Consider the following 18,937-nt stretch of genomic DNA (forward strand, 5'->3'; position numbering starts at 1 on the left):
AAGCAAATCGATCAGGCTGTGCCGTACTGGACAGAAGGGGAAACGTGTTCGGAAACCAGCGGCGGGAGAGCACCGACCGCCGGGTACGGCGCACCCGGAAGGCCGTCCAGCAGGCGTTGATCGAGCTGGTCCTGGAGAAGGGCTACGAGGCGGTGACGGTCACTGATCTGATCAACCGCGCCGACGTCGGCCGCTCGACCTTCTACGCGCACTTCGCCGACAAGCAGGACGTGCTGTTCAGCAACCTCGACGAGCTCCACGGCCTCCTTCGCCTCGCCCCCGCGGCCAGGCCGGGCACGTTGTTCGCCTTCAGCCTGCCGATGTTCGAGCACCTTCACGAGCAGCGCCGGCTCGCGCGTGCGTTGCTCGGGCGTCGAGGGGGCAGCGCCGTGATCGCCCGCGGAGAGCAGATCCTGGCCACGGTCGTACGCGACGAGCTGCTGACGGCCCTCCCTCCGCGAAGCACGCCGCCGCCCTCGCTCGACCTGATGGTGACCTGCGTCGTGGGGGCGTTCATGGCGCTGCTGCGGAAGTGGGCGGACGGCGAGATCAACGCCACCCCCGCCGAGATGGACGCGGCGTTCCGCGCCGTGGTGACGCCGGGCGTGGAGACCGCCCTCGCGGCAGGCACCGGCCGGCCGTAGCGCACCACCGTCTCCAGCGCACCACCGTCTCCAGCGCTCCCGGCTCCTCACCGCCGAAGGCGCGTGACCGGGCCGGTGGATTGTCGGATGTGGTCGATACGCTGACCGGATGAGCGACGCCACGGAGAAGATCGAACGGATCAGGCCGCAGCAGTTCCACGAGATCGGCGGCCTGGAGGACTGGCGGGTGCTGGGTGAGGGGGCGTGTGCCTACTTCCGTACCGGGTCGTTCGCGGCCGGGGCCGCGCTCGTGCAGGCGATCAGCGAACTGCCCGGCGTGGGCAGCGGTCACCCCGACGTCGACCTGCGCCACGAGGGCGTCACGGTACGGCTGATCACCATCGCGGACTTCTACGGGCTGACGGATCGGGACGCCGAACTGGCCCGGCGGATCTCGGCGGTGGCCCGCGCGCTCGGCGTCCCCGCCGACCCCTCGGCCGTGCAGAGCGTCCAGGTCACCGTCGACGCCCTCTCCGGTGCCGAGGTGGTGGCGTTCTGGCGGGCCCTGCTCGGCTACGAGGACCGGGCGAACAGCCCCGAAGACCTGATCGACCCGCACCGCCGCGGCGCGGCGTTCTACTTCCAGCAGATGGACGAGCCGCGTCCGCAGCGCAACCGGGTCCACGTCGACGTCTGGGTGCCGTACGACCAGGCCGAGGCGCGGATAGCGGCGGCGATCGCCGCCGGCGGCCGCCTGGTCTCCGACGCGTACGCGCCTTCGCACTGGGTGCTGGCCGACCCCGAAGGCAACGAGGCGTGCGTGGGCGCGGCCGGCTGGATCGGGCCCGACCCGCGCACCCGGTAGGAGTCGTCCGCCGTCGCGCCCGGGTACCCGCGGTCGTGGTTCAGCCCGGTGCCATCCGGGGACGCCGGAACCGCCGTGGCACGCCGGCCCAGCGGGCGTGGATCGCCGTCATCGCCCGCTCCAGTGTCCGTTCCGGGGGCGCATCGGTGTCGATCTCGGTCGCGCCGGGCCAGGGGGTCGCCGTCGCCGTCATCGCGGCGGAGATCACCCGGTCCGCGTCCGATATCCCGCCGGTGCGGCGTGCGAGGCGTTCGGCGGTGACGCGGGGAGGGGCGACGCAGCGCAGCGCTGTGAGATGGGTGGAGGTACGCCGGGCCAGGGACGCCGCGGCGGCGCGGTGCGCGGTGTCCGTCCAGGACGCGTCCACGACGACCGGCTCGCCGAGACCGAGCAGCCGCTCGGCCCTGGACAACAGCTCGGCGTAGGTCCGTTCCGTGGACTCCGCACAGTAGATGCCCTCGCCGAAGGGGGCGGCCGCGGGCTGGTGCGGCGATATGCCGGCGAGCTCCTTACGGAGACGGTCGCTGGTCAGCAACGTGCAGCCGAGCCGGTCGGCGACGGCGGCGGCCAGGGTCGACTTTCCGGTCCCCGGGAGCCCGCCGACGAGGACCAGGGTGACCGCACCCGCCTGAAGGTGGCCCAGCGTGAGCTCGGCCAGGCTCCGGGCCTCCCACGCCGCCGCGGAGTCTCCCTGTCCATGGCGCAGGCAGGCGACCTTGGCGCGGACGAAGGCCCGGTAGGCGACGTAGTGATGCCACAGCGAGGGCGGAGAGGGGTCGCCGGAGAACTCGGCGTACCAGCGCAGGAAGAGCTCCGCCAGGCGAGGAGCGCCCAGTCGCTCCAGGTCCATGGCCAGGAAGGCGGCGTCGTCCAGGCCGTCGACGAAGCGGAGCCGGTCGTCGAACTCCAGGCAGTCCAGAATCCGGGGCCCGTCGTCCAGGCAGAAGATGTCGTCGGCGAGCAGATCGCCGTGGCCGTCCACGATCCGGCCTTCCGCGATCCGGACGGCGAAGAGCGGTTCCCGGCCGTCGAGATAGCGCAGCGTGAGCCGTTCGACGTCGCCGAGGATCTCGGTGTCGAGGACCGCCTCGGGCAGCGCCCGCACCTCACGGAAGCTCGCGGTCCAGCGAGATCGCAGCGCCTGCCCGCTCCCCTGTTCGTCGATGCGCGGGCTGTGCGGGGATCGGGCGTGCATACCCGCGACCACCCGCGCGACCCGGCACAGGGCGTCCTCCACCGGTGCTCCCGACCGGACCAGCGCGGACAACCGGCGTTCGTCCGGCATCCGCCGCATCACCACGAGGTGCTCCCGGACCCGTCCGTCCGGGCCGGACACGTCGGCCACTCCTTCGTAGACGTCCGGCGCCAGCCGGCGGTTGAGCTCGACCTCCTTGTGGCACATCGCCCGCCGGGCCTCCAGCGTCGTGAAGTCCAGGAAGCCCAGATCGACGGGCTTCTTCAGCTTGAACGCGTGATCTCCAAGGAGGATCACCACCCCGGCGTGCGTCTCCCTGACCTGCGCCCACGGCCTCATCGAGGTGCCCCCGTCCCCCGTCGGTGCCAGGAGGCGGCAAGGAGCCGCCGGACACCGTCTCCACGTCCGCTTCCTGGAGACATTCCCGCGCGCGGACTCCTCCCCTCGCAGGTTCGGCCTGCCCGTCACGCCCAGCGGCCGACGGGCGTCCCGTGGCGGTGTGGTTGGCTGGAAGTGCTGGTGAGGAGGGGAGGACGCATGCGTATCGCCAACGTTTACCGTCCCCTGGTGTTCGGATGCCCGGTGACCGCGAAACTGCCCGAGGTGGCGCGCCAGATGACGGAGAAGAACATCGGGGCACTCGCCGTGCTCGAAGCGGACCGGGTCACGGGAGTGATCACAGAACGGGACCTCGTGACGGCGCTTGCCACAGCCGCCGACCCCGCCGCCCTGAGCGCGGGGATGTGCGCGTCGTCGGACATCAAGACCGCCACTCTGGACGAGGACACGCGCGAGGTGGCCCGGCGCATGCTCGACCACGGCATCCGTCACATCCCGGTGGACCAGGACGGGCGCCTGATCGGCATGGTGTCGATGCGCGATCTTCTCGCGCTGGAGACGCTCACGCCTTGACCCGCCCTCTCGACGCCGGCGATCCGCGCCGATCGGATCGACCGGGGGCCGGTTCAGGAGGAGCCGCGTCGAATCCGTGGTCGCTGACTTACGAAGGGTTCGATCCCGGTCACGAGGGGCTGCGCGAGGCGCTGTGCACGCTGGGCAACGGCCGGTTCGCCACGCGAGGCGCGGCACCGGAGGCCGGGGCCGGCGCCGTCCACTACCCGGGGACCTACGTCGCCGGGTGCTACGACCGGCTCACCTCGGACATCGCGGGTCATCGGCTGACCAACGAGGACATGGTCAACCTGCCGAACTGGCTGCCGCTGACCTTCGCGACGCCCGGCTGCCCGTGGTTCTCCCCCGGCACGGCGGACCTGCTCGGGTACCGGCAGGACCTGGACATGCGCCACGCCGTCCTGCACCGGCTGATCCGGTTCCGGGACGCCGAGGGCCGCGTCACGTCCGTACGGCAGCGCCGCCTGGTCTCGATGGCCGACCCCTACCTGGCCGCGCTGGAGACGACCTTCACGGCCGAGAACTGGTCGGGGCCTCTCCGCGTACGCTCCGGGCTCGACGGCCGGGTGGCCAACACGGGAGTGGCGCGGTACCGCGACCTGCGGGGCGACCACCTGACAGGGCACGCGACGGGGATCCGGGAACCCCTGACGTGGCTCCGCGCGCGGACCCGCTCCTCCGGCATCGAGGTCGCCCTGGCCTCGCGGGTCGACGTCTCCTCCGGCGGCGGAGGCGGGCCCGAGGCCGAGCGGCACGACGACCACGTCCAGGAGACACGCGTGCTGCCGCTGGACCGTGGCCACCCCGTCGCGGTCGTCAAGACGGTGGCGCTCACCACGTCGCGCGACCTGGCGCTCTCCGACGTGACCTCGGCCGCGCTGCGCCGGGCCGGACTCGCGCCCGGCTTCGGCGAACTCCTGGAACAGCACGAGATCGCCTGGCGTGACCTGTGGGAACGGGCCCGGCTGGAGGTGACGGGCCCAGACACCCAGCGGGACATCCGCCTGAGCACCTTCCATGTGCTGCAGACCCTGTCACCGCACACCGCCGACCTCGACGTGGGCGTGCCCGCACGCGGCCTGCACGGCGAGGCCTACCGGGGACACGTGTTCTGGGACGAGCTGTTCGTGCTGCCCTGGCTGACCCTGCGTTTCCCGGAGACCGCCCGCGGGGCGCTGCGCTATCGCCTGCGGCGGCTGCCGGAAGCCCAGGCCGCCGCCCGCGCGGCAGGCCTGCGGGGAGCGATGTTCCCCTGGCAGAGCGGCAGCGACGGACGCGACGAGACCCAGCGGTTCCACCTCAACCCCCGCTCCGGGCGGTGGACGCCCGACCACACCCACCTTCAGCGGCACGTCGGGCTGGCGGTCGCCTACAACGCCTGGCAGCACTACGCGATCACCGGCGACGTGGAGTTCCTCGCCGGGACCGGCGCCCACCTCCTGGTCGAGATCGCCCGCTTCTTCGCCTCGGTGGCGCGGCTCGACCCCCTGTCGGGCCGCTACGAGATCAAGGGGGTGATGGGCCCGGACGAGTATCACGACGGCTATCCGGGCGCGGCGTCCCCGGGCCTGGACAACAACGCGTACACCAACATCATGACGGTGTGGCTGCTGCTGCGCACCCGTGAGGCGCTCGACCTGATGCCGCGACGCGCACGGGAGGATCTGCGCCGCCGTCTCGCTCTGACGGACGTGGAGACCGAGCGGTGGGAGGACATCACCCGGCGGATGCGGGTGGACTTCCACGACGGCGTCATCAGCCAGTTCACCGGATACGAGCACCTGGCGGAGCTGGACTGGGATCGTCATCGGGGCGTGCGCCGGCTGGACCGGGCCCTGGAGGCCGAGAACGACAGCCCCGACCGCTACCGGGCGTCGAAGCAGGCCGATGTGCTCATGCTGTTCTACCTGCTCACGGCCCGGGAGGTGCGGCAGATCCTCGACCGGCTGGGCTATCCGGCGGCGCCGGGCCTGACCCGCCGCACCATCCGCTACTACCTCTCCCGCACCTGCCACGGCTCGACGCTGAGCGCCGTCGTCCATGCCTGGGTGCTGGCGCGCTCGGACCGCACCGGCTCATGGCGCTTTTTCACGGAGACGCTGACGGGCGACATCACCGACGTGCAGGGAGGGACCACAGCCGAGGGCGTCCACCTGGGCGCCATGGCCGGGACGCTGGACCTGGTGCAGCGCTGCTACCTCGATCTCGAGGCCCGGCCCGACGGCCTGCACCTGAACCCGGTGCTCCCGGAACAGCTGACCACGCTGTCGCTGTGCCTCCGCTACCGGGGCGCGGAACTCGTCGTCGACGCCGACCCGGCCCGCGTACGGATCGCCCGGGCCGACGACGGCCCCACCGCCCTGGACCTCGTGGTGCACGGCCACCACGCCCGGCTCCGGCGCGGCGACAGCCGTACGTTCCCCCTGCCGGAGCCGAAGCGCGACGGGTGATCGGAGGCCGCGTGGAGACACCGTCAGCTGGGCTGCCACAGCTCGATGCGGTTGCCCTCGGGATCAGTGACCCAGCCGAACCGGCCGACGCCCTCCATCTCCTCGGTCTCCTTGGCCACGTCCGCGCCCTTGGCGCGCAGCTGCGCGAGCATCGCGTCCAGGTCGCGGACCCGGAAGTTGAGCATCGTCCGCTGGGCCCGGGAGCCGAAGTACTCGGTGTCGGACTCGAAGGTCGCGAAGACCGTCACCCCGGCTTCCTGACGCCACATGCCGTTCTCGTCGGCGTCCAGGCCCAGGCACTCGCGGTACCACGCGCCCAGGGCCGCCGGGTCTGCGGCCCGCAGGAAGTATCCGCCGATTCCAAGCACACGTTCCATGTCGCTCATCCTGCCAGGACGGCGATCACCCGCCACACCGCTCGCCATGGCCGCGTCATCTCCGCGCGGTGCGGATGGTGATGCTGCCGTAGGGCAGGTCACCGGTGATCTGGACGTGCAGCCGGCCCGGACACCGGCGGCCCGCCGCCTTGGACGTCACCCTGCCCCAGCCGATGCGCACCCCGTCGGCGTTCGCGCTCGCGCCCGCGGGCAGGGTGATCGTGGCGCCGCCGTACGCGAGCCGGAGCTCGATGTCGATTCGCGGGTACGGGATGTGCGCCTGGGACAGGTCGAGCTTCACCCTGCCGTACTCGGAGTCGATGCGCAGCCGGCGCGGGACGTGCCAGTCGCCCACCCGCTTGACGAGCCCTCCGGTGGAGGCGATGCGCACCACTTCGTCGTCTTCGTCGTCGTCGGCCAGGCCGGCGACCACCGGCTCCAGCTCGCCCGGGGCGGTGGCGGTGAGCGCCAGTTCCAGCCGCCGTTCCAGCTCGGCGGGGCCGAGCCGACCGTCCGCGTACGCCTGCTGGACCAGCTCCACGGCCCTGTCCCGCTCCCGGTCGGGGACGCGTCCCATCGCGTGGCTCATCGGCTGACGGCTCTCTTGTACAGCCGCGTGGCCAGCGGCACGAACACGACCAGGAGCACGGCCGTCCACAGCAGTGACACCGGCACCGCGTGCCGCAGCGGCCAGGCGCCGGGCACCGGGAGGGCCGGGCTGGTGTTGCCGAACAGTTCGCGTGCGGCCTGGACGAGCGTCGAGACCGGGTTCCATTCGGCGATCGGCCTCAGCGGCCCGGGCAGCCGGGCGCTGTCGACGAAGGCGTTGGACAGGAAGACCAGCGGGAACGACATGATGGTGGCGATGTTGTTGAAGACCTCCGGCGTGCGGAGGGCCAGCGCGACCGTGGCCGTCACCCAGGAGAAGGCGTACGCGAACAGCAGCAGCATCAGGAACCCGAGGGCGGCCTCGAACGGCGAGCTGTGGACGCGCCATCCGACGAGCAGCCCGACGACGGCCATGGTGGCGATGCTGGTGACGTTCATGATCAGATCGCTGAGGGTCTGACCGGTCAGCACCGCGGAGGGCGACATCGGCAGCGTGCGGAACCGGTCGAAGATGCCCTTCTGCAGGTCCTGGGTCAGCGTGTATCCGGTGATCTGGGCGCTGGTGACGATGGCCATGACGAAGATCCCGGGCAGCAGGTACTCCCCGTACGACATGCCGGGCAGGCTGATCATGCTGCCGAAGACATAGGTGAACAGCAGCACGAACACGATCGGGAGCATGACCACGCCGCCCAGCAGGTCGGGAGCGCGCCGGATCTTCAGGGCGTTGCGCTTGGTGATCGTCACGCCGTCGGCGACGGCCAGCCGCAGGGTGTTCATCACGCGGTCTCCTTGCTCTTCTCGTCGGCCTTCTCGTCAACCTTCGCGCCGGCCTGGCGGCCCGTGAGGCTCAGGAACACGTCGTCCAGGGTCGGGCGGCGCAGACCGGCATCGCGTACGGTGATCCGCTCGGCGGCCAGGTGGCCGAGCGCCTCGGTCAGGGTGGCCGCGCCGCCGGTCACCGGGATCGTCACCCGCAGGGCCGCGGTGTCGATCAGCACATCCCCGACGGCCAGCGGCGCCAGCGTCCTGGCGGCGCTCTCCAGATTCGCCGTGCTCGTCACCGACAGCTGGATCCGGTCGCCGCCGACCTGGTCCTTGAGCTCGTCGGCCGTGCCGAGCGCGATCACGCGGCCGTGGTCGACCACCGCGATGCGGTCGGCGAGCCGGTCGGCCTCCTCCAGGTACTGCGTGGTGAGCAGCACCGTCGTGCCTCCCGCGACGAGCTCGGCGATGACCTCCCACAGCCCGATCCTGGCCCGGGGGTCCAGGCCGGTGGTGGGCTCGTCGAGGAACAGCACAGGCGGTGCGGCGACCAGTGCGCCGGCCAGGTCGAGCCTGCGCCGCATGCCGCCGGAGTAGCCGTGCACGGGGCGGTCGGCCGCGCCGGTCAGGTCGAAGCGGTCCAGCAGCTCGCGGGCGCGCTCCCTGCTGCGCCTGGTGCCCAGGTGGTGGAGGCGGCCGACCATCTCCAGGTTCTCGGCGCCGGTGAGGTGGTCGTCCACGGCGGCGTACTGGCCGGAGACGCCGATGTGCGCACGCAGCCGGTCGGCGTCACGGACGACGTCGAACCCGGCCACCGTGGCGTGGCCCGCGTCCGGTTTGAGCAGTGTGGTGAGGATTCGCACCGTGGTGGTCTTGCCGGCGCCGTTCGGGCCGAGCAGCCCGAACACCGTCCCCTCGGGGACGGTCAGCCCCATCCCGTCGAGGGCGGCGACGTCGCCGTACCTCTTGACCAAGCCCTCGGCCACGATCGCGTCTGGCATGAGAATCCCCCTGGTGTCAGGAACGGTGGACGACGATGTCGCCGTAGGTGGTGTGGGTACGAACCTCGACGATCCGGTCTGTCCGTCCGGGATCGTCGCCGGGGTCGTCGCCGGGGTCGAGGGAGACGTCCACGGTGCCGTACGTGGAGGCCACGTCCAGCCAGGCGGCGGTGCCCTCCCGGATCCCGACGTCCAGGCCGCCGCCGGTGGTCTCCATGGCGATCGAGCCGGACACCGCCTCGCCGATCCGCAGACTGGCGTACGCGGTCTTGGCGGCGACGCCGGCCAGGGCGCGGTCGACGGCGATGTCGCCGTGGGCGCTGTTCAGCCGCAGTTCGCCGGTCACCTCGCGGATGCGGACGGCGCCGTGGGAGGTCCTGACCGCGGCGGTGCCGTCGACCTCGCCGATGTGGATGCCGCCGTGGGTCGTGGTGACCTCGGCGTGCCCGGAGGCGCGGACGACCGAGATGTCGCCGTGGGTGCTCTTCACCCGGAGCCGACCGGCCTGTTCGACCCGGATGTCGCCGTAGGAGGTGGTGAGCGTCACCTCACCGAGCGGCCCGCGGCACAGGATGGTCCCCGCCGTCTTGGCGTCGACGCGGGAGCCGGCCGGCAGGTCGATCGTCACGTCGGCCGAGCCCGGGCCGAGCAGCAGCGAGCGTGCCCAGCTCGCGGGCGACTCGACGAGCCTGCCGAGCGAGAGCCCCCGCCCGGAGGCGGAGCCCGCGTGCTCCCTGTCGGTCCGCACCAGGAGCCTGCCGTCGGCGTAGTCCACCTGGATGTGCCGGGCGGCCTGCACGTCGGCGTCGTTGAGTTCGTCGCTCGGGCGGACGTCGACGACGGTGTCGGTGCGGCCGCTCGCGTTGATCCGGACGGTGGCGGTCGCGATGTCGAGGACGGCGAGAATGGGCTGCGGGGTGTCGAAGGCCCGCGTCCCGGCCTCCTTGCCGGCGCTCATCAGCGCACCCAGCCGCTGTAGCGGTTGCCGGTCCGTTGCGCCTGGCTCCGGCCGGAGCGGCGGTCGGCGGTGCCGGGGTCGAGGGCAGCGGCGACGGCGCGGACCAGCCAGGCGTTGACCGACAGCCCCTCACGTGCGGCCGCCTCCTCGATGCGCGGCTTGAGGTGCTCGGGGACCCGGAGCGAGATCCGGGACGTCCCGCCCTCGTCGGCGTCCGAGGGGGGCGGCGGTGCGGGCGGCCTCTCGGCCTGCCCGGTCTCGCCTCCTCCCTCGTACGGGCGAGGGCTCTGCGGTGGTGGCGTCACGACGAAACCGGGATCGCGCCCGCGTAGCCGCACCTCGACCGAGCCCGGCGCGAGGTCCTGGGTGATCTCGTCGGCGGCGGCCGACAGAGCCTCCAGCAGCGCGAGCCGGGTGGCCGATTCGAGCGTCGCGGCGAGGCGCTCGGCGAGCGAACGGACGTCCTCGCCGCCCGCCCCGGCGACCATCGCGAGCTCACGCCGCAGGTGATCGACATAAGGTGCAAGGTCCATGACGTCAGCATGACACCACATTGACGCCATAACAAGCCCGAAGATCCCGAGAAGTAGCGTCATCGAAGACGCCACATGCGTGACGGTGGCCCGGTGACAGCGCCCCTGACGAGATCCCCCGCCGGGGAAAGGCGCGTCTGCCTGCGGCTGCGCCGCCTCACGCCCGGCGGTGGACGATCACCGGCAGTAGGAGGAGCCGGGCGGCACGGCCACGAACCTGACCGGCACGGTGAATCCGAGCTGCGCCTTCACTCCGAAGCAGCCACCCAGGGCGTAGGCCTCGTTCAGGCGGTTCCTGGCCCTGTTGTACGGGTAGAGCAGCGCGATCGAGCACCCCAGGGCGACGAGCCGGTTGGGAACGCGGGCGCAGATGATGTCGGTGGTCGGCCCGGACAGCCAGTCCGCCCGGTCGGCCGCCCTTTTCATCGCGGCCGTGGTCGTGGAGGTGAAGTAGAACGAACAGCTCGACACCGTGCAGCCGCTCCACCGGGCCGCGGCGGAGGCGGCGGTCGCGGATGCGGTACGGGCGGGCGTCGTGACGGCGGCGAGGGCCACCGCGCACACAAGGGTCGTGGTGATCAGGCGAGCGGGCATGAACGCCTCCGGAGGGAGAGTCTGGGGTCGCCGCCCACAGTGCGAGCCCCTCCGCCCGTCCGGCCAGAAGGACCGGACGGCTATGGGGCGGCGCCCTCGTTCGCGCTGTTCAGACCGTGCTCGGCGGTGGTTCACGGGTGTCCGGAGGTCCGGACACCTCAGGCGCAGGTCGCCTCAGGGTCTTCACCGGGCGCGAACTGGTTCCACTCCTGCGGCGTCATGGCCCGTCCGGCCAGGGCGCACACGGCGCGGTACGGGTCGGCCGGCAACGGTACGGGCCAGCGCGTGATCGTGCCGTTCTCCGCGACGGCCAGCACGGTGGCGCCGTCCGCACCGAACGCCAGACCGTACGGCCGCTCGGGGTCTCCGGTGGGCTGTGCCACCGCGATCTCCCGCCGGGTACGCAGGTCCCACAGGCGCAGGATCCCGTCGGTGTCTCCGGTCGCCAGGTAGCGGCCGTTCGAGCTGACGGCCATGGCGACGACGGAGCCAGGGCTGGAAATGCTGCCGATCTGGCTCCAGTCGCCGACGCGCCACATGTGGATGACACTGCCGGTGCTCGCGCCGTTGGTCTCGGTGGTGATGACCAGCTTGCCCGTGGAATCGAAGACGGCGGCGACGACGTGGTCGTCGTCGGGGTGGCCCAGAACAGGTGAGGCCGCGATCCGCCGCAGCGTCGTGGTGCCGAGCAGGACGATCCTCTCTCCGACCGTGGCGATCACACTGCCGTCGGCGCTGATGGCAGTGGCACTGATCGCATCCGGATAGCGGTCGATCGCACCCTTCCGGCGGCGCGTGGCCAGGTCGACGATCACGAGCTGGCCGTCGTCACCGGCGAAGGTCGAAACGCCCTGCTCGTCGTCGGTGACATGGATGGCGTGGACGGCCAGGAGGCGACCGTCGTGGCTCAGCACCATCCCGTCGGGAGGCACATACATCTGATCACGCAGGCCGAGGCCCAGCCGGTCGCCTGTCGGCCGGCCGGTGACGGCGTCCAGCGGCCGCACCTCCGGTTCGATGTCACCCGGCCGGCCTGTCCACTCGATGACGGCCACGGCCCGTCCGTCACCGCTGATCGCGGCGCCGAAGGCGGACTGCTCGGCGCTGCGCGCGGGGCCGGGTGTCTGCGCCCAGACCGTGGTGTCCCAGATGCGGGCGCTCCGCTCATAGGCCGTGGTGACCAGACGGGTGCCGTCGGGGGAGTAGGCCAGGTCGGCGACGTAGGTGGTGTGGCCCCTCAGCACGGCACCCGCCTGCCGGAGGGTGCGGGTGTCGAGGAAGCGCACCGTGCCGTCGCCGCAGCCGATCGCGACGGTCCGGCCGTCGGGACTGTAGATCGTCGAGTAGACCGAGACGCCGACCCGCACCGGCTTGCCGAGCTTCGATCGACCGGTCAGGCGCCATCGCTGGACCAGGCTGCCCTCCTCGTTGAAGTTCCAGTACGCGGTCGTCATCGTCCGGCCGTCCGGGCTGAAGGCGAGTGCTCTCGCCGAGATGGGAGGCCCGAAGCTCCGGCGACCGGCCAGATCCCAGACCTGCCAGGTGGAGGAGTTGCTGAAGCGGTCGGTCTGGACGGCGATGGCTCTGCCGTCGGGGCTCAGCGTGGTCCAGACGTCGCTGCCACGCCGGAAGGGGCCGATGGGCTCACCCAGACGGCGCCACGTGCGGGTGTCCCAGCGCTGGACGATCTGATGGTCGTCCGCCGTGACCAGCTCCGCGCCGTCCCGGCTGAAGACCATCGAGGTCAGCTGGCCCTTGTGCCCGGTCAGCGGCGTGGTGAGAGGGCGTCCGGTGGCGACGTCGCGCACCAGGACGATCCCGTCGTGCTCCTCGTCGCCGTCACCCGAGGCGATGACGCGGTCGTCCGGACCGAACGTCACCGGATAGACGCCGGAGTGATGGCCGGTGAGCGGCGGGCCCTTGGGCCGGCCCGCGGCGTCCCACAGGCGCACCGTCCCGTCCATTCCTCCCGTCGCGACCATGCCGGTCCGCCCGACGGCGACCGCGGAGACCTCGGTGGACGAACCGTTCAGCACGGCCCGCAGCGGTGTGGCCAGCGCCGCCAGCATGCCGTACCTGGCCTCGTCGGTGTGCGCGTGGCGCCAGGCGGCCGCGGAGAGCAGGCCGGACAGAACCGGGTCGGCCGGGCGTATCACGTCGGCACGCGTCGACAGCAACCGCGAAAGGATCTCGCGGTGCTGCGTTTCGGTCCGGTCCGCCGCGCGCACCGCCAGCACTCCGGTGGCCGAGGCGGCCAGAGCCAGAGCCGTCATCAGGACCAGCGTCCCCCGGGCCAGCCGCCGCCGGCGCCTGGCCGTGCGCCTGGCCTCGGAGGCCGCGTTCTCGGAGGCGGCCAGGAAGGCGGGTGTGGCGGAGCCGTCGGCGGGATGCTGCCATGAGGCGGCGGCGTAGGCCTCGCGTGCCGCCTGCAGGCGGTTGCCGGCGTACAGGTAGGCCGGGTCGCGCCCACTGTGATCCCAATCGGTCGCGTCGGCCTCGAGCCGCTGCAGGACCACCAGGTCGGCGCGGTCCTCCTCCACCCAGGTGCGCAGCCGCGGCCAGCCGCGGATGAGCGCCTCGTGAGTGATCCGCGCGCTCTCCGCGTCGACGGTCACCAGGCGGGCCTGCGCCAGCCGGTCGAGCACCTCCTTGACACGCGGGTCGTCCGGCAGTTCGGCCAGCGGCATCCGCCGGGCCGTGTCCGCGGCGTCGACTCCCAGATGGACCAGCCGCGTGAGCAGTCGGCGGGCTGTCCGGCGGGAGGCCGGGTCAAGGGCGTTGACGGTGGCGTCCGCCGTCTGCGCCAGGGACCGGATGACGCCCCCGGACGCCCGATATCCGGCCAGTGTCAGGCGCGTCCCCTCTCGGTGCGTCCACGTCTGGCGCAGCACGTGTGACAGCAGTGGCAGCACTCCGACGGCATCGGCGTAGTCGCGGTCGCTGTACAGATCCTCGAGCAGCAGCTCGGCCAGGCCCTCCTCAAGGGTCAGGCCGGCCAGCCGTGCCGGGCCCCTGATGACCCGCAGCAGGTCGTCGCGCGTCATCGGCGTGACCACCACCGGCCGCTCGATCGCCGCGACGAGCTCCGGGTAGCGGGTGCAGTGGCCCAGGTAGTCGGCCCGGACGCCCAGGACGACCTCCAGTGGGCCCGCGCGCCCGCCGGCCCCGGACCCGGTGGCCAGGGCCGTCACGACCTCGATGAACCGCCCGCGGGCACTCTCGCGCGCGGAGGTGAACACGTCCTCGAACTGGTCGACGACGACGGCCCGGCCGGCCCATCGTCCCCTGAGGATCTCGCTCAGCTCGTCCGTGCTCACGTCGTGGCCGGCCCCGGCCAGGTCGCGGAGGGTAAGCAGCGGGTCGGCACCGGGTGTGAGGACGACAGGGGAGGTGGCGGCGTCCCGGGTCAGCGCGGACACCAGACCGGCCCGCAGCAGCGAGGACTTGCCGGAGCCGGACGGCCCCAGCACGATCAGCAGGCCGCCGGTGCCGGTCATCCGATCCAGCAGGGCGGCCGTGAGCGCGTCACGTCCGAAGAAGTAGTCGGCGTCTTCGGGACCGAAGGTCTCCAGGCCGCGGTAGGGCGCCGGTGGCTCGGCCGGGCGGGGAGCGCGGACCGCCGCCGGGCCGCGTTCCTCGGTCTGCTCGCGCAGTTCCCGGTACGCCTCGTCCCACGCCTCACGCTCGCCGAGCCCGTCGGGCAGAACCCGTCCCGCCGCGGCCGCCACCCTGAGGCAGGTGTCGACGAAGACTTCGAAGTTGTGCTGCTCGGGCAGGCTCGGCGAACTGGGGCTGGTCATGCCGCCCACCGTGCCGCGGGGCAACCGGATCGGCCTCTGTCCCGCACGGCGGCGAGGCGTCCGGGCGCTGGCCACTTCCAGCCCACGCACGGAGAGCCCGGAGGCATCCATCAACGCCCGTAATCGCCGGGCGAATCCGACCCTGGCGTCCTCCATGTGGCGAGTGTAGGTTCGGCGCCCTGGCTCCGCAGGTCTTCGCACACGCGAGGCGACGCCTCCGTACGGAGGACGGTCCGACCGTCGCCGGCCGGTGCCCGTCCGGTCTGTTTCAGGTCACCAGGCCTCTGCGGTAGGCGTAGACCACCGCCTGCACGCGGTCGCGCAGGTCGAGCTTGGTGAGAATGCGGGACACGTACGTCTTGACGGTCTCCTGGCTGATCACCAGTGCCGCGGCGATCTCGCTGTTGGACCGGCCGTCCGCGATGAGGCGCAGCACCTCCAGCTCACGCGGGGTCAGCGCGACGTCGTCCGGTGTGCCCGCGGCGGGACGGATGCGCGCCGCGTATCTGCCGACGAGCTGCCGCGTCACCTCGGGAGCCAGCAGCGCGGCACCGGTCGCGACGGTGCGGATGCCGTGCAGGAGCTGCGCCGGCGGCGCGTCCTTGAGCAGGAAGCCGCTCGCCCCCGCGCGCAGCGCCTCGTAGACGTACTCGTCCAGGTTGAACGTCGTCACCACGAGCACCTTGACGGGGTCCGCCACCCCGGCGCCGGCGAGCAGGCGGGTCGCCTCGATGCCGTCGAGCACCGGCATCCGTACGTCCATCACCACGATGTCCGGGCTCAGCCGACGGGCCAGATCGACCGCGGCGCGACCGTCGCCGCACTCGCCCACCACCTCCAGGTCGGGCTGGGCATCGATGATCGTCGCGAACCCGGTGCGGATCAGCGCCTGGTCGTCGCAGACCAGGACCCGGATCGGCGCGGTCACGACGGGCTCCCCGCGGGGATTCGCGCCCGCACGACGAAGCCGCCGTCCGTCCGCCGTCCGGCGCTGAACTCGCCGCCCAGGGCGTCGACCCGCTCGCGGAGCCCGGCCAGGCCCCGCCCGCTTCCGCCGGGCGAGCCGGCCCGGGAGGCGGAACCGCCGGTACTGACCTCCACGAGAATCTCCTCCTCGCCATAGCGCACGCGGACCGCCGTGGGGCTGCCGTGGGCGTGCTTGAGTGCGTTCGTCAGGGACTCCTGCACGACCCTGTAGGCCACGAACTCGGCGCTGCCGGCCGACTCCGCCCGCCTGCCGTCCTCGGCGAACTCCACCGGCTGCCCGGCCCGGCGCGTCTGCTCCACCAGCGTGTGGAGCTCGCCGACGGACCGCATCCTGACGTCGGTGTGGTCGGGGTTGAGCAGATCGAGCAGGTGCCGCAGGTCGGCGATGGCCCGCCGGCCGGTGTCGGTGACCGCGCTCAAGGCCGCGTCGAGGCGATCGGGCGCCGCGGTCAGGTAACGCGCAGCCTCGGCCTGCACGACCATCGCCGTCACATGGTGGGTCACGACGTCGTGCAGCTCACGGGCGATCCGGGTGCGCTCCGCGGCACGGGTGGTCTCGGCGACATGGCGGCGGCGTTCCTCCTCGGCGGCCCGGGCGGAGCGCAGCCAGGACCCGCTGCCCCACGCGAGGGCCAGCGCCAGGTAGAACACCGCGTAACCCTCCACCTTCTCGGCCGCGCCGATCCGCCCGAGCGCGTACGCCAGGGGCACGTACGCCGCGGAGAGGAGGACCACGGCGACGCGCCGGTGGCGCCGCAGATGGATGCCCGTGCTGATGAGCACGATGGGCATCGCGTTGCTCGCGAGCACGTGGTAGGCGCGGATCTGGTCCAGGACGAAGCCGAGCGACACCAGGGCCAGGCACACGGCCGGCCAACGCCGGCGCACGGCGAGCGGAAGGCACTCCAGGGCGATCACCACGTACGCCAGCGCGTCGAAGGGACGGGTCGGCAAGTCGCCGACCTGCGTCCCCTTGCCGTGGAGCGCCGGCAGGAACGACGCGACGGCCAGCAGCAGCCCGAACGGCAGATCCCGGACCACGACGTCGCACCGCCGCCACAGATCCGTGACCCGCCGTAAATCGATCACTGGGCGAGCGTAGCGGTCGCGCCGCGCCGGAGCGGGACCACGTTGCCGCGGCGGTGGGCCAGCCACATGAACACGAGCGTCAGCAGCAGGCCGAACACCACCGCGTACGGGCTCGCCTCCGGCCCGAAATCGCCGCCCGTGAGCAGGGCGGGACCCGACGTCACACCGTGCAACAGCCCCTGCGTCGCGCCGTTGCCCGAGACCTCGGTGCCGAAGATGCCGGCCGCGGCGAAGTTCCAGCCGAAGTGCACACCGATCGGCACCCACAGGGTGCGGGTGGCGGCGTAGGCGGCGGCGAGCATGCCGCCCGCCTCGATCGCGATGGCGATCGCGCCCCACAGGCTGGCGTGCTCGTTCGTCAGGTGCATCAGGCCGAACACCAGGCCGGTCAGCACCAGCGCGATCCACGTGCCGGTCCGCCCCTCGACGATCCGGAACAGGATGCCGCGAAAGATCAGCTCCTCCGTCACGGCGGCGGCGGCCATGAAGCCGACCTGCCCGACCGCGCCCGTCACCGAGCCGAGGCCGTCGACCCGGTAACCCCCCAGGAAGGCGATGTTCACGATGACGGCCGCGAACATCCCGACCCCGATCAGCAGCCCCCGGCCGACGGCGGCGACGGCACCTTCCCCAGCCACCTCCACCGGCGCGCGGCGCTCGGACCACCGCACCACCCGGGCGTACACGAACACCGCGAGCGCGGCTGTCGCGACACCGAGAACCAGGATGAGGAACGGGCTCCCCTGCACCGCGCCCACGATCGCGCCGCCGGCGAAGGCGATCAACGCGACGGGCACGAGCTGTTTCAACAACCGCATGACAACTCCCTGACGTGGGGGACTCCGCGACGGAGAGCCGCCGCTACGTCGGGAAACGCTAGGGATTCGACGGCCGGGAATCGTCCCCGCGCAGTGGACACTCGCGGGTAGCTCGCACGGGGGACAGGCGCAAGCAGTACTCCCCCGCGAAGCCGGTCCCGCCGAGTGAACGAAAAGGCGCGACCGAAAAAGATACGCCCCCTGGTCTTAATTGGGACATTCCTGCGTATCGCGTCCTTTTGCCTGGAACGCCGACAAGATTCCCGCGATTATCCGATTGACGGGTCGTCGGAGTGGGGGATCGATGGAAGTGCTGCTCGGCAACAGGCCCGTCTTCGCCAGCACCGATCTCGACGAGGTCCGTGACGAGGTGGCGAGGATCTTCTGCCCGCATCGGCTGGACCTGACCGGCGCGGCGTCCCTGCTGTCGGCGCGGTTCAACTCCATCCGGCTCGGCTCGGTCCGGATCAGTTACCTCGACTACGGGGCCGACGTCCGCATCGAACCCGGCGACCTCGGCACCTTCTTCCTGGTGCTGATCCCGCTGGCCGGGCGCAGCCTGATCCGCAGCGGGAGCCAGGAAGTCGTCTCGACCCCGACGACGGCCGCCCTCCCCTCGCCGACCCAGCATCTCGACATGCGGTGGGCGGCGGGCACCCCCAAGCTGATCGTCAAGTTCGAGCGCACGGCGGTCGAGCGTTCGCTGGAGCAGATGCTCGGCGAGCCGCTCGACCGGCCGGTCGTCTTCGACCTGGGCATGGACCTGACCGCGGGATGGACGCGCGCCTGGCGGGCGATGGCCGACCTGATCGTCCACGAGGCCGAGCACGACGACGGGCTGACCACGCAGCCGCTGGCCGTCGCCCACCTGGAGAACGCGCTGCTCACCTCCCTGCTCACGATGCAGCCCTCCAACTACCGGGAACGGCTGGCGGCGCCTCGGCCGCCCGTGCTTCCCAAGGTGGTGCGCCGGGCGCTGGAGTTCATCGAGCAGCACGCCCACCTCCCGATCACCACCGAGGACGTCGCGCGGGCGGTGGCGGTCAGCGGCCGCTCGCTCCAGGAGGGCTTCCGCGTCCACGTGGGCCGCACGCCGATGGCGCAGCTCAGAGAGGTACGGCTGACCAAGGTGCACGAGGAGCTGGCCGCCGGGGATCCGGCCCGCCACACCGTCACAAGCGTCGCCGCCCGCTGGGGCTTCCTCCACCAGGGCCGGTTCGCCGCGCTCTATCGCCAGAAGTACGGCCGGCACCCGTCGGAGACCCTGAGACGGGGCTGAGGACGGGGCTGAGGCGAACTCCGCGCCGGCTGGACGGAATCCGCGCTGAGTGGATGGTTCGCCGGGCCACCTCGCCCGTAGTTTCTGCTGAAACCCCTACTTTCAGCGGAAGGAAACACCC

17 protein-coding genes are annotated in these 18,937 nt (G+C 72.0%); 5 read left to right on the forward strand and 12 right to left on the reverse strand.

The genetic code is table 11. The features are described from left to right. The first annotated feature begins 44 nt into the window (after window positions 1-44). Window positions 45-644, forward strand: a complete 600-nt coding sequence (locus tag HHX33_RS20495) for a TetR/AcrR family transcriptional regulator (RefSeq protein WP_220502012.1) — start codon at window positions 45-47, stop codon at window positions 642-644. Window positions 645-753: 109 nt separating this feature from the next. Beyond that, the gene (locus HHX33_RS20500) at window positions 754-1,449 is read left to right on the forward strand and encodes a VOC family protein (RefSeq protein WP_182876020.1); all 696 of its coding nucleotides are present in this window, start codon (window positions 754-756) and stop codon (window positions 1,447-1,449) included. Window positions 1,450-1,489: 40 nt separating this feature from the next. On the opposite strand, the gene HHX33_RS20505 is transcribed toward HHX33_RS20500, so the two are convergent. After that, entirely contained in the window at window positions 1,490-2,983 is a 1,494-nt protein-coding gene (locus tag HHX33_RS20505) for an AAA family ATPase (RefSeq protein ID WP_182876021.1), read from the reverse strand. 198 nt (window positions 2,984-3,181) lie between these two features. On the opposite strand from HHX33_RS20505, the gene HHX33_RS20510 reads away from it, so the two are divergent. Both HHX33_RS20510 and HHX33_RS20515 read left to right on the forward strand, forming a co-directional pair. Next, window positions 3,182-3,556, forward strand: a complete 375-nt coding sequence (locus tag HHX33_RS20510) for a cyclic nucleotide-binding/CBS domain-containing protein (protein ID WP_182876022.1) — start codon at window positions 3,182-3,184, stop codon at window positions 3,554-3,556. Window positions 3,557-3,639: 83 nt separating this feature from the next. Then, a complete protein-coding gene (locus tag HHX33_RS20515) occupies window positions 3,640-6,006 on the forward strand; it encodes a glycoside hydrolase family 65 protein (RefSeq protein ID WP_259402684.1) in 2,367 nt (788 codons plus the stop codon). A 23-nt stretch (window positions 6,007-6,029) separates the two neighbouring features. Here HHX33_RS20515 and HHX33_RS20520 read toward each other — a convergent pair whose 3' ends face one another. The 11 genes from HHX33_RS20520 to HHX33_RS20570 all read right to left on the reverse strand — a co-directional run bounded on the left by HHX33_RS20520 (window position 6,030) and on the right by HHX33_RS20570 (window position 17,537). After that, window positions 6,030-6,383, reverse strand: coding sequence for a VOC family protein (locus HHX33_RS20520; RefSeq protein ID WP_182876024.1), 354 nt, complete (start codon window positions 6,381-6,383; stop codon window positions 6,030-6,032). A 55-nt stretch (window positions 6,384-6,438) separates the two neighbouring features. Then, complete coding sequence (locus HHX33_RS20525; protein ID WP_259402670.1) at window positions 6,439-6,960, reverse strand: DUF1707 SHOCT-like domain-containing protein; 522 nt, start codon at window positions 6,958-6,960, stop codon at window positions 6,439-6,441. A gap of 8 nt (window positions 6,961-6,968) precedes the next feature. Then, window positions 6,969-7,772 (reverse strand): ABC transporter permease, encoded by an 804-nt coding sequence (locus HHX33_RS20530; RefSeq protein WP_182876087.1) that lies wholly within the window; start codon window positions 7,770-7,772, stop codon window positions 6,969-6,971. Continuing rightward, entirely contained in the window at window positions 7,772-8,758 is a 987-nt protein-coding gene (locus HHX33_RS20535; RefSeq protein WP_182876026.1) for an ATP-binding cassette domain-containing protein, read from the reverse strand. Before HHX33_RS20535 ends, HHX33_RS20530 begins: the two co-directional genes overlap by 1 nt. Before the next feature lie 16 nt (window positions 8,759-8,774). Beyond that, a complete protein-coding gene (locus HHX33_RS20540; RefSeq protein ID WP_182876027.1) occupies window positions 8,775-9,716 on the reverse strand; it encodes a DUF4097 family beta strand repeat-containing protein in 942 nt (313 codons plus the stop codon). Beyond that, on the reverse strand, window positions 9,716-10,249 hold the full coding sequence (locus HHX33_RS20545) for a toxin-antitoxin system HicB family antitoxin (RefSeq protein ID WP_182876028.1): 534 nt from the start codon (window positions 10,247-10,249) through the stop codon (window positions 9,716-9,718). The genes HHX33_RS20540 and HHX33_RS20545 overlap by 1 nt, the downstream gene beginning before the upstream one ends. A gap of 177 nt (window positions 10,250-10,426) precedes the next feature. Then, window positions 10,427-10,843, reverse strand: coding sequence for a hypothetical protein (locus tag HHX33_RS20550; protein ID WP_182876029.1), 417 nt, complete (start codon window positions 10,841-10,843; stop codon window positions 10,427-10,429). A gap of 158 nt (window positions 10,844-11,001) precedes the next feature. Beyond that, window positions 11,002-14,643, reverse strand: coding sequence for a hypothetical protein (locus HHX33_RS20555; RefSeq protein ID WP_182876030.1), 3,642 nt, complete (start codon window positions 14,641-14,643; stop codon window positions 11,002-11,004). A gap of 268 nt (window positions 14,644-14,911) precedes the next feature. Continuing rightward, window positions 14,912-15,571, reverse strand: coding sequence for a response regulator (locus tag HHX33_RS20560; protein WP_182876031.1), 660 nt, complete (start codon window positions 15,569-15,571; stop codon window positions 14,912-14,914). Beyond that, entirely contained in the window at window positions 15,568-16,719 is a 1,152-nt protein-coding gene (locus HHX33_RS20565; RefSeq protein ID WP_182876032.1) for a sensor histidine kinase, read from the reverse strand. The genes HHX33_RS20560 and HHX33_RS20565 overlap by 4 nt, the downstream gene beginning before the upstream one ends. Further along, on the reverse strand, window positions 16,716-17,537 hold the full coding sequence (locus HHX33_RS20570; RefSeq protein ID WP_182876033.1) for a CPBP family intramembrane glutamic endopeptidase: 822 nt from the start codon (window positions 17,535-17,537) through the stop codon (window positions 16,716-16,718). Before HHX33_RS20570 ends, HHX33_RS20565 begins: the two co-directional genes overlap by 4 nt. A gap of 304 nt (window positions 17,538-17,841) precedes the next feature. On the opposite strand from HHX33_RS20570, the gene HHX33_RS20575 reads away from it, so the two are divergent. Beyond that, window positions 17,842-18,816, forward strand: coding sequence for an AraC family transcriptional regulator (locus HHX33_RS20575; protein WP_182876034.1), 975 nt, complete (start codon window positions 17,842-17,844; stop codon window positions 18,814-18,816). Window positions 18,817-18,937 lie beyond the last annotated feature (121 nt).

Origin of the sequence: Microbispora sp. H10670, assembly GCF_014161385.1 — a bacterium.
GTDB lineage: Bacteria > Actinomycetota > Actinomycetes > Streptosporangiales > Streptosporangiaceae > Microbispora > Microbispora triticiradicis.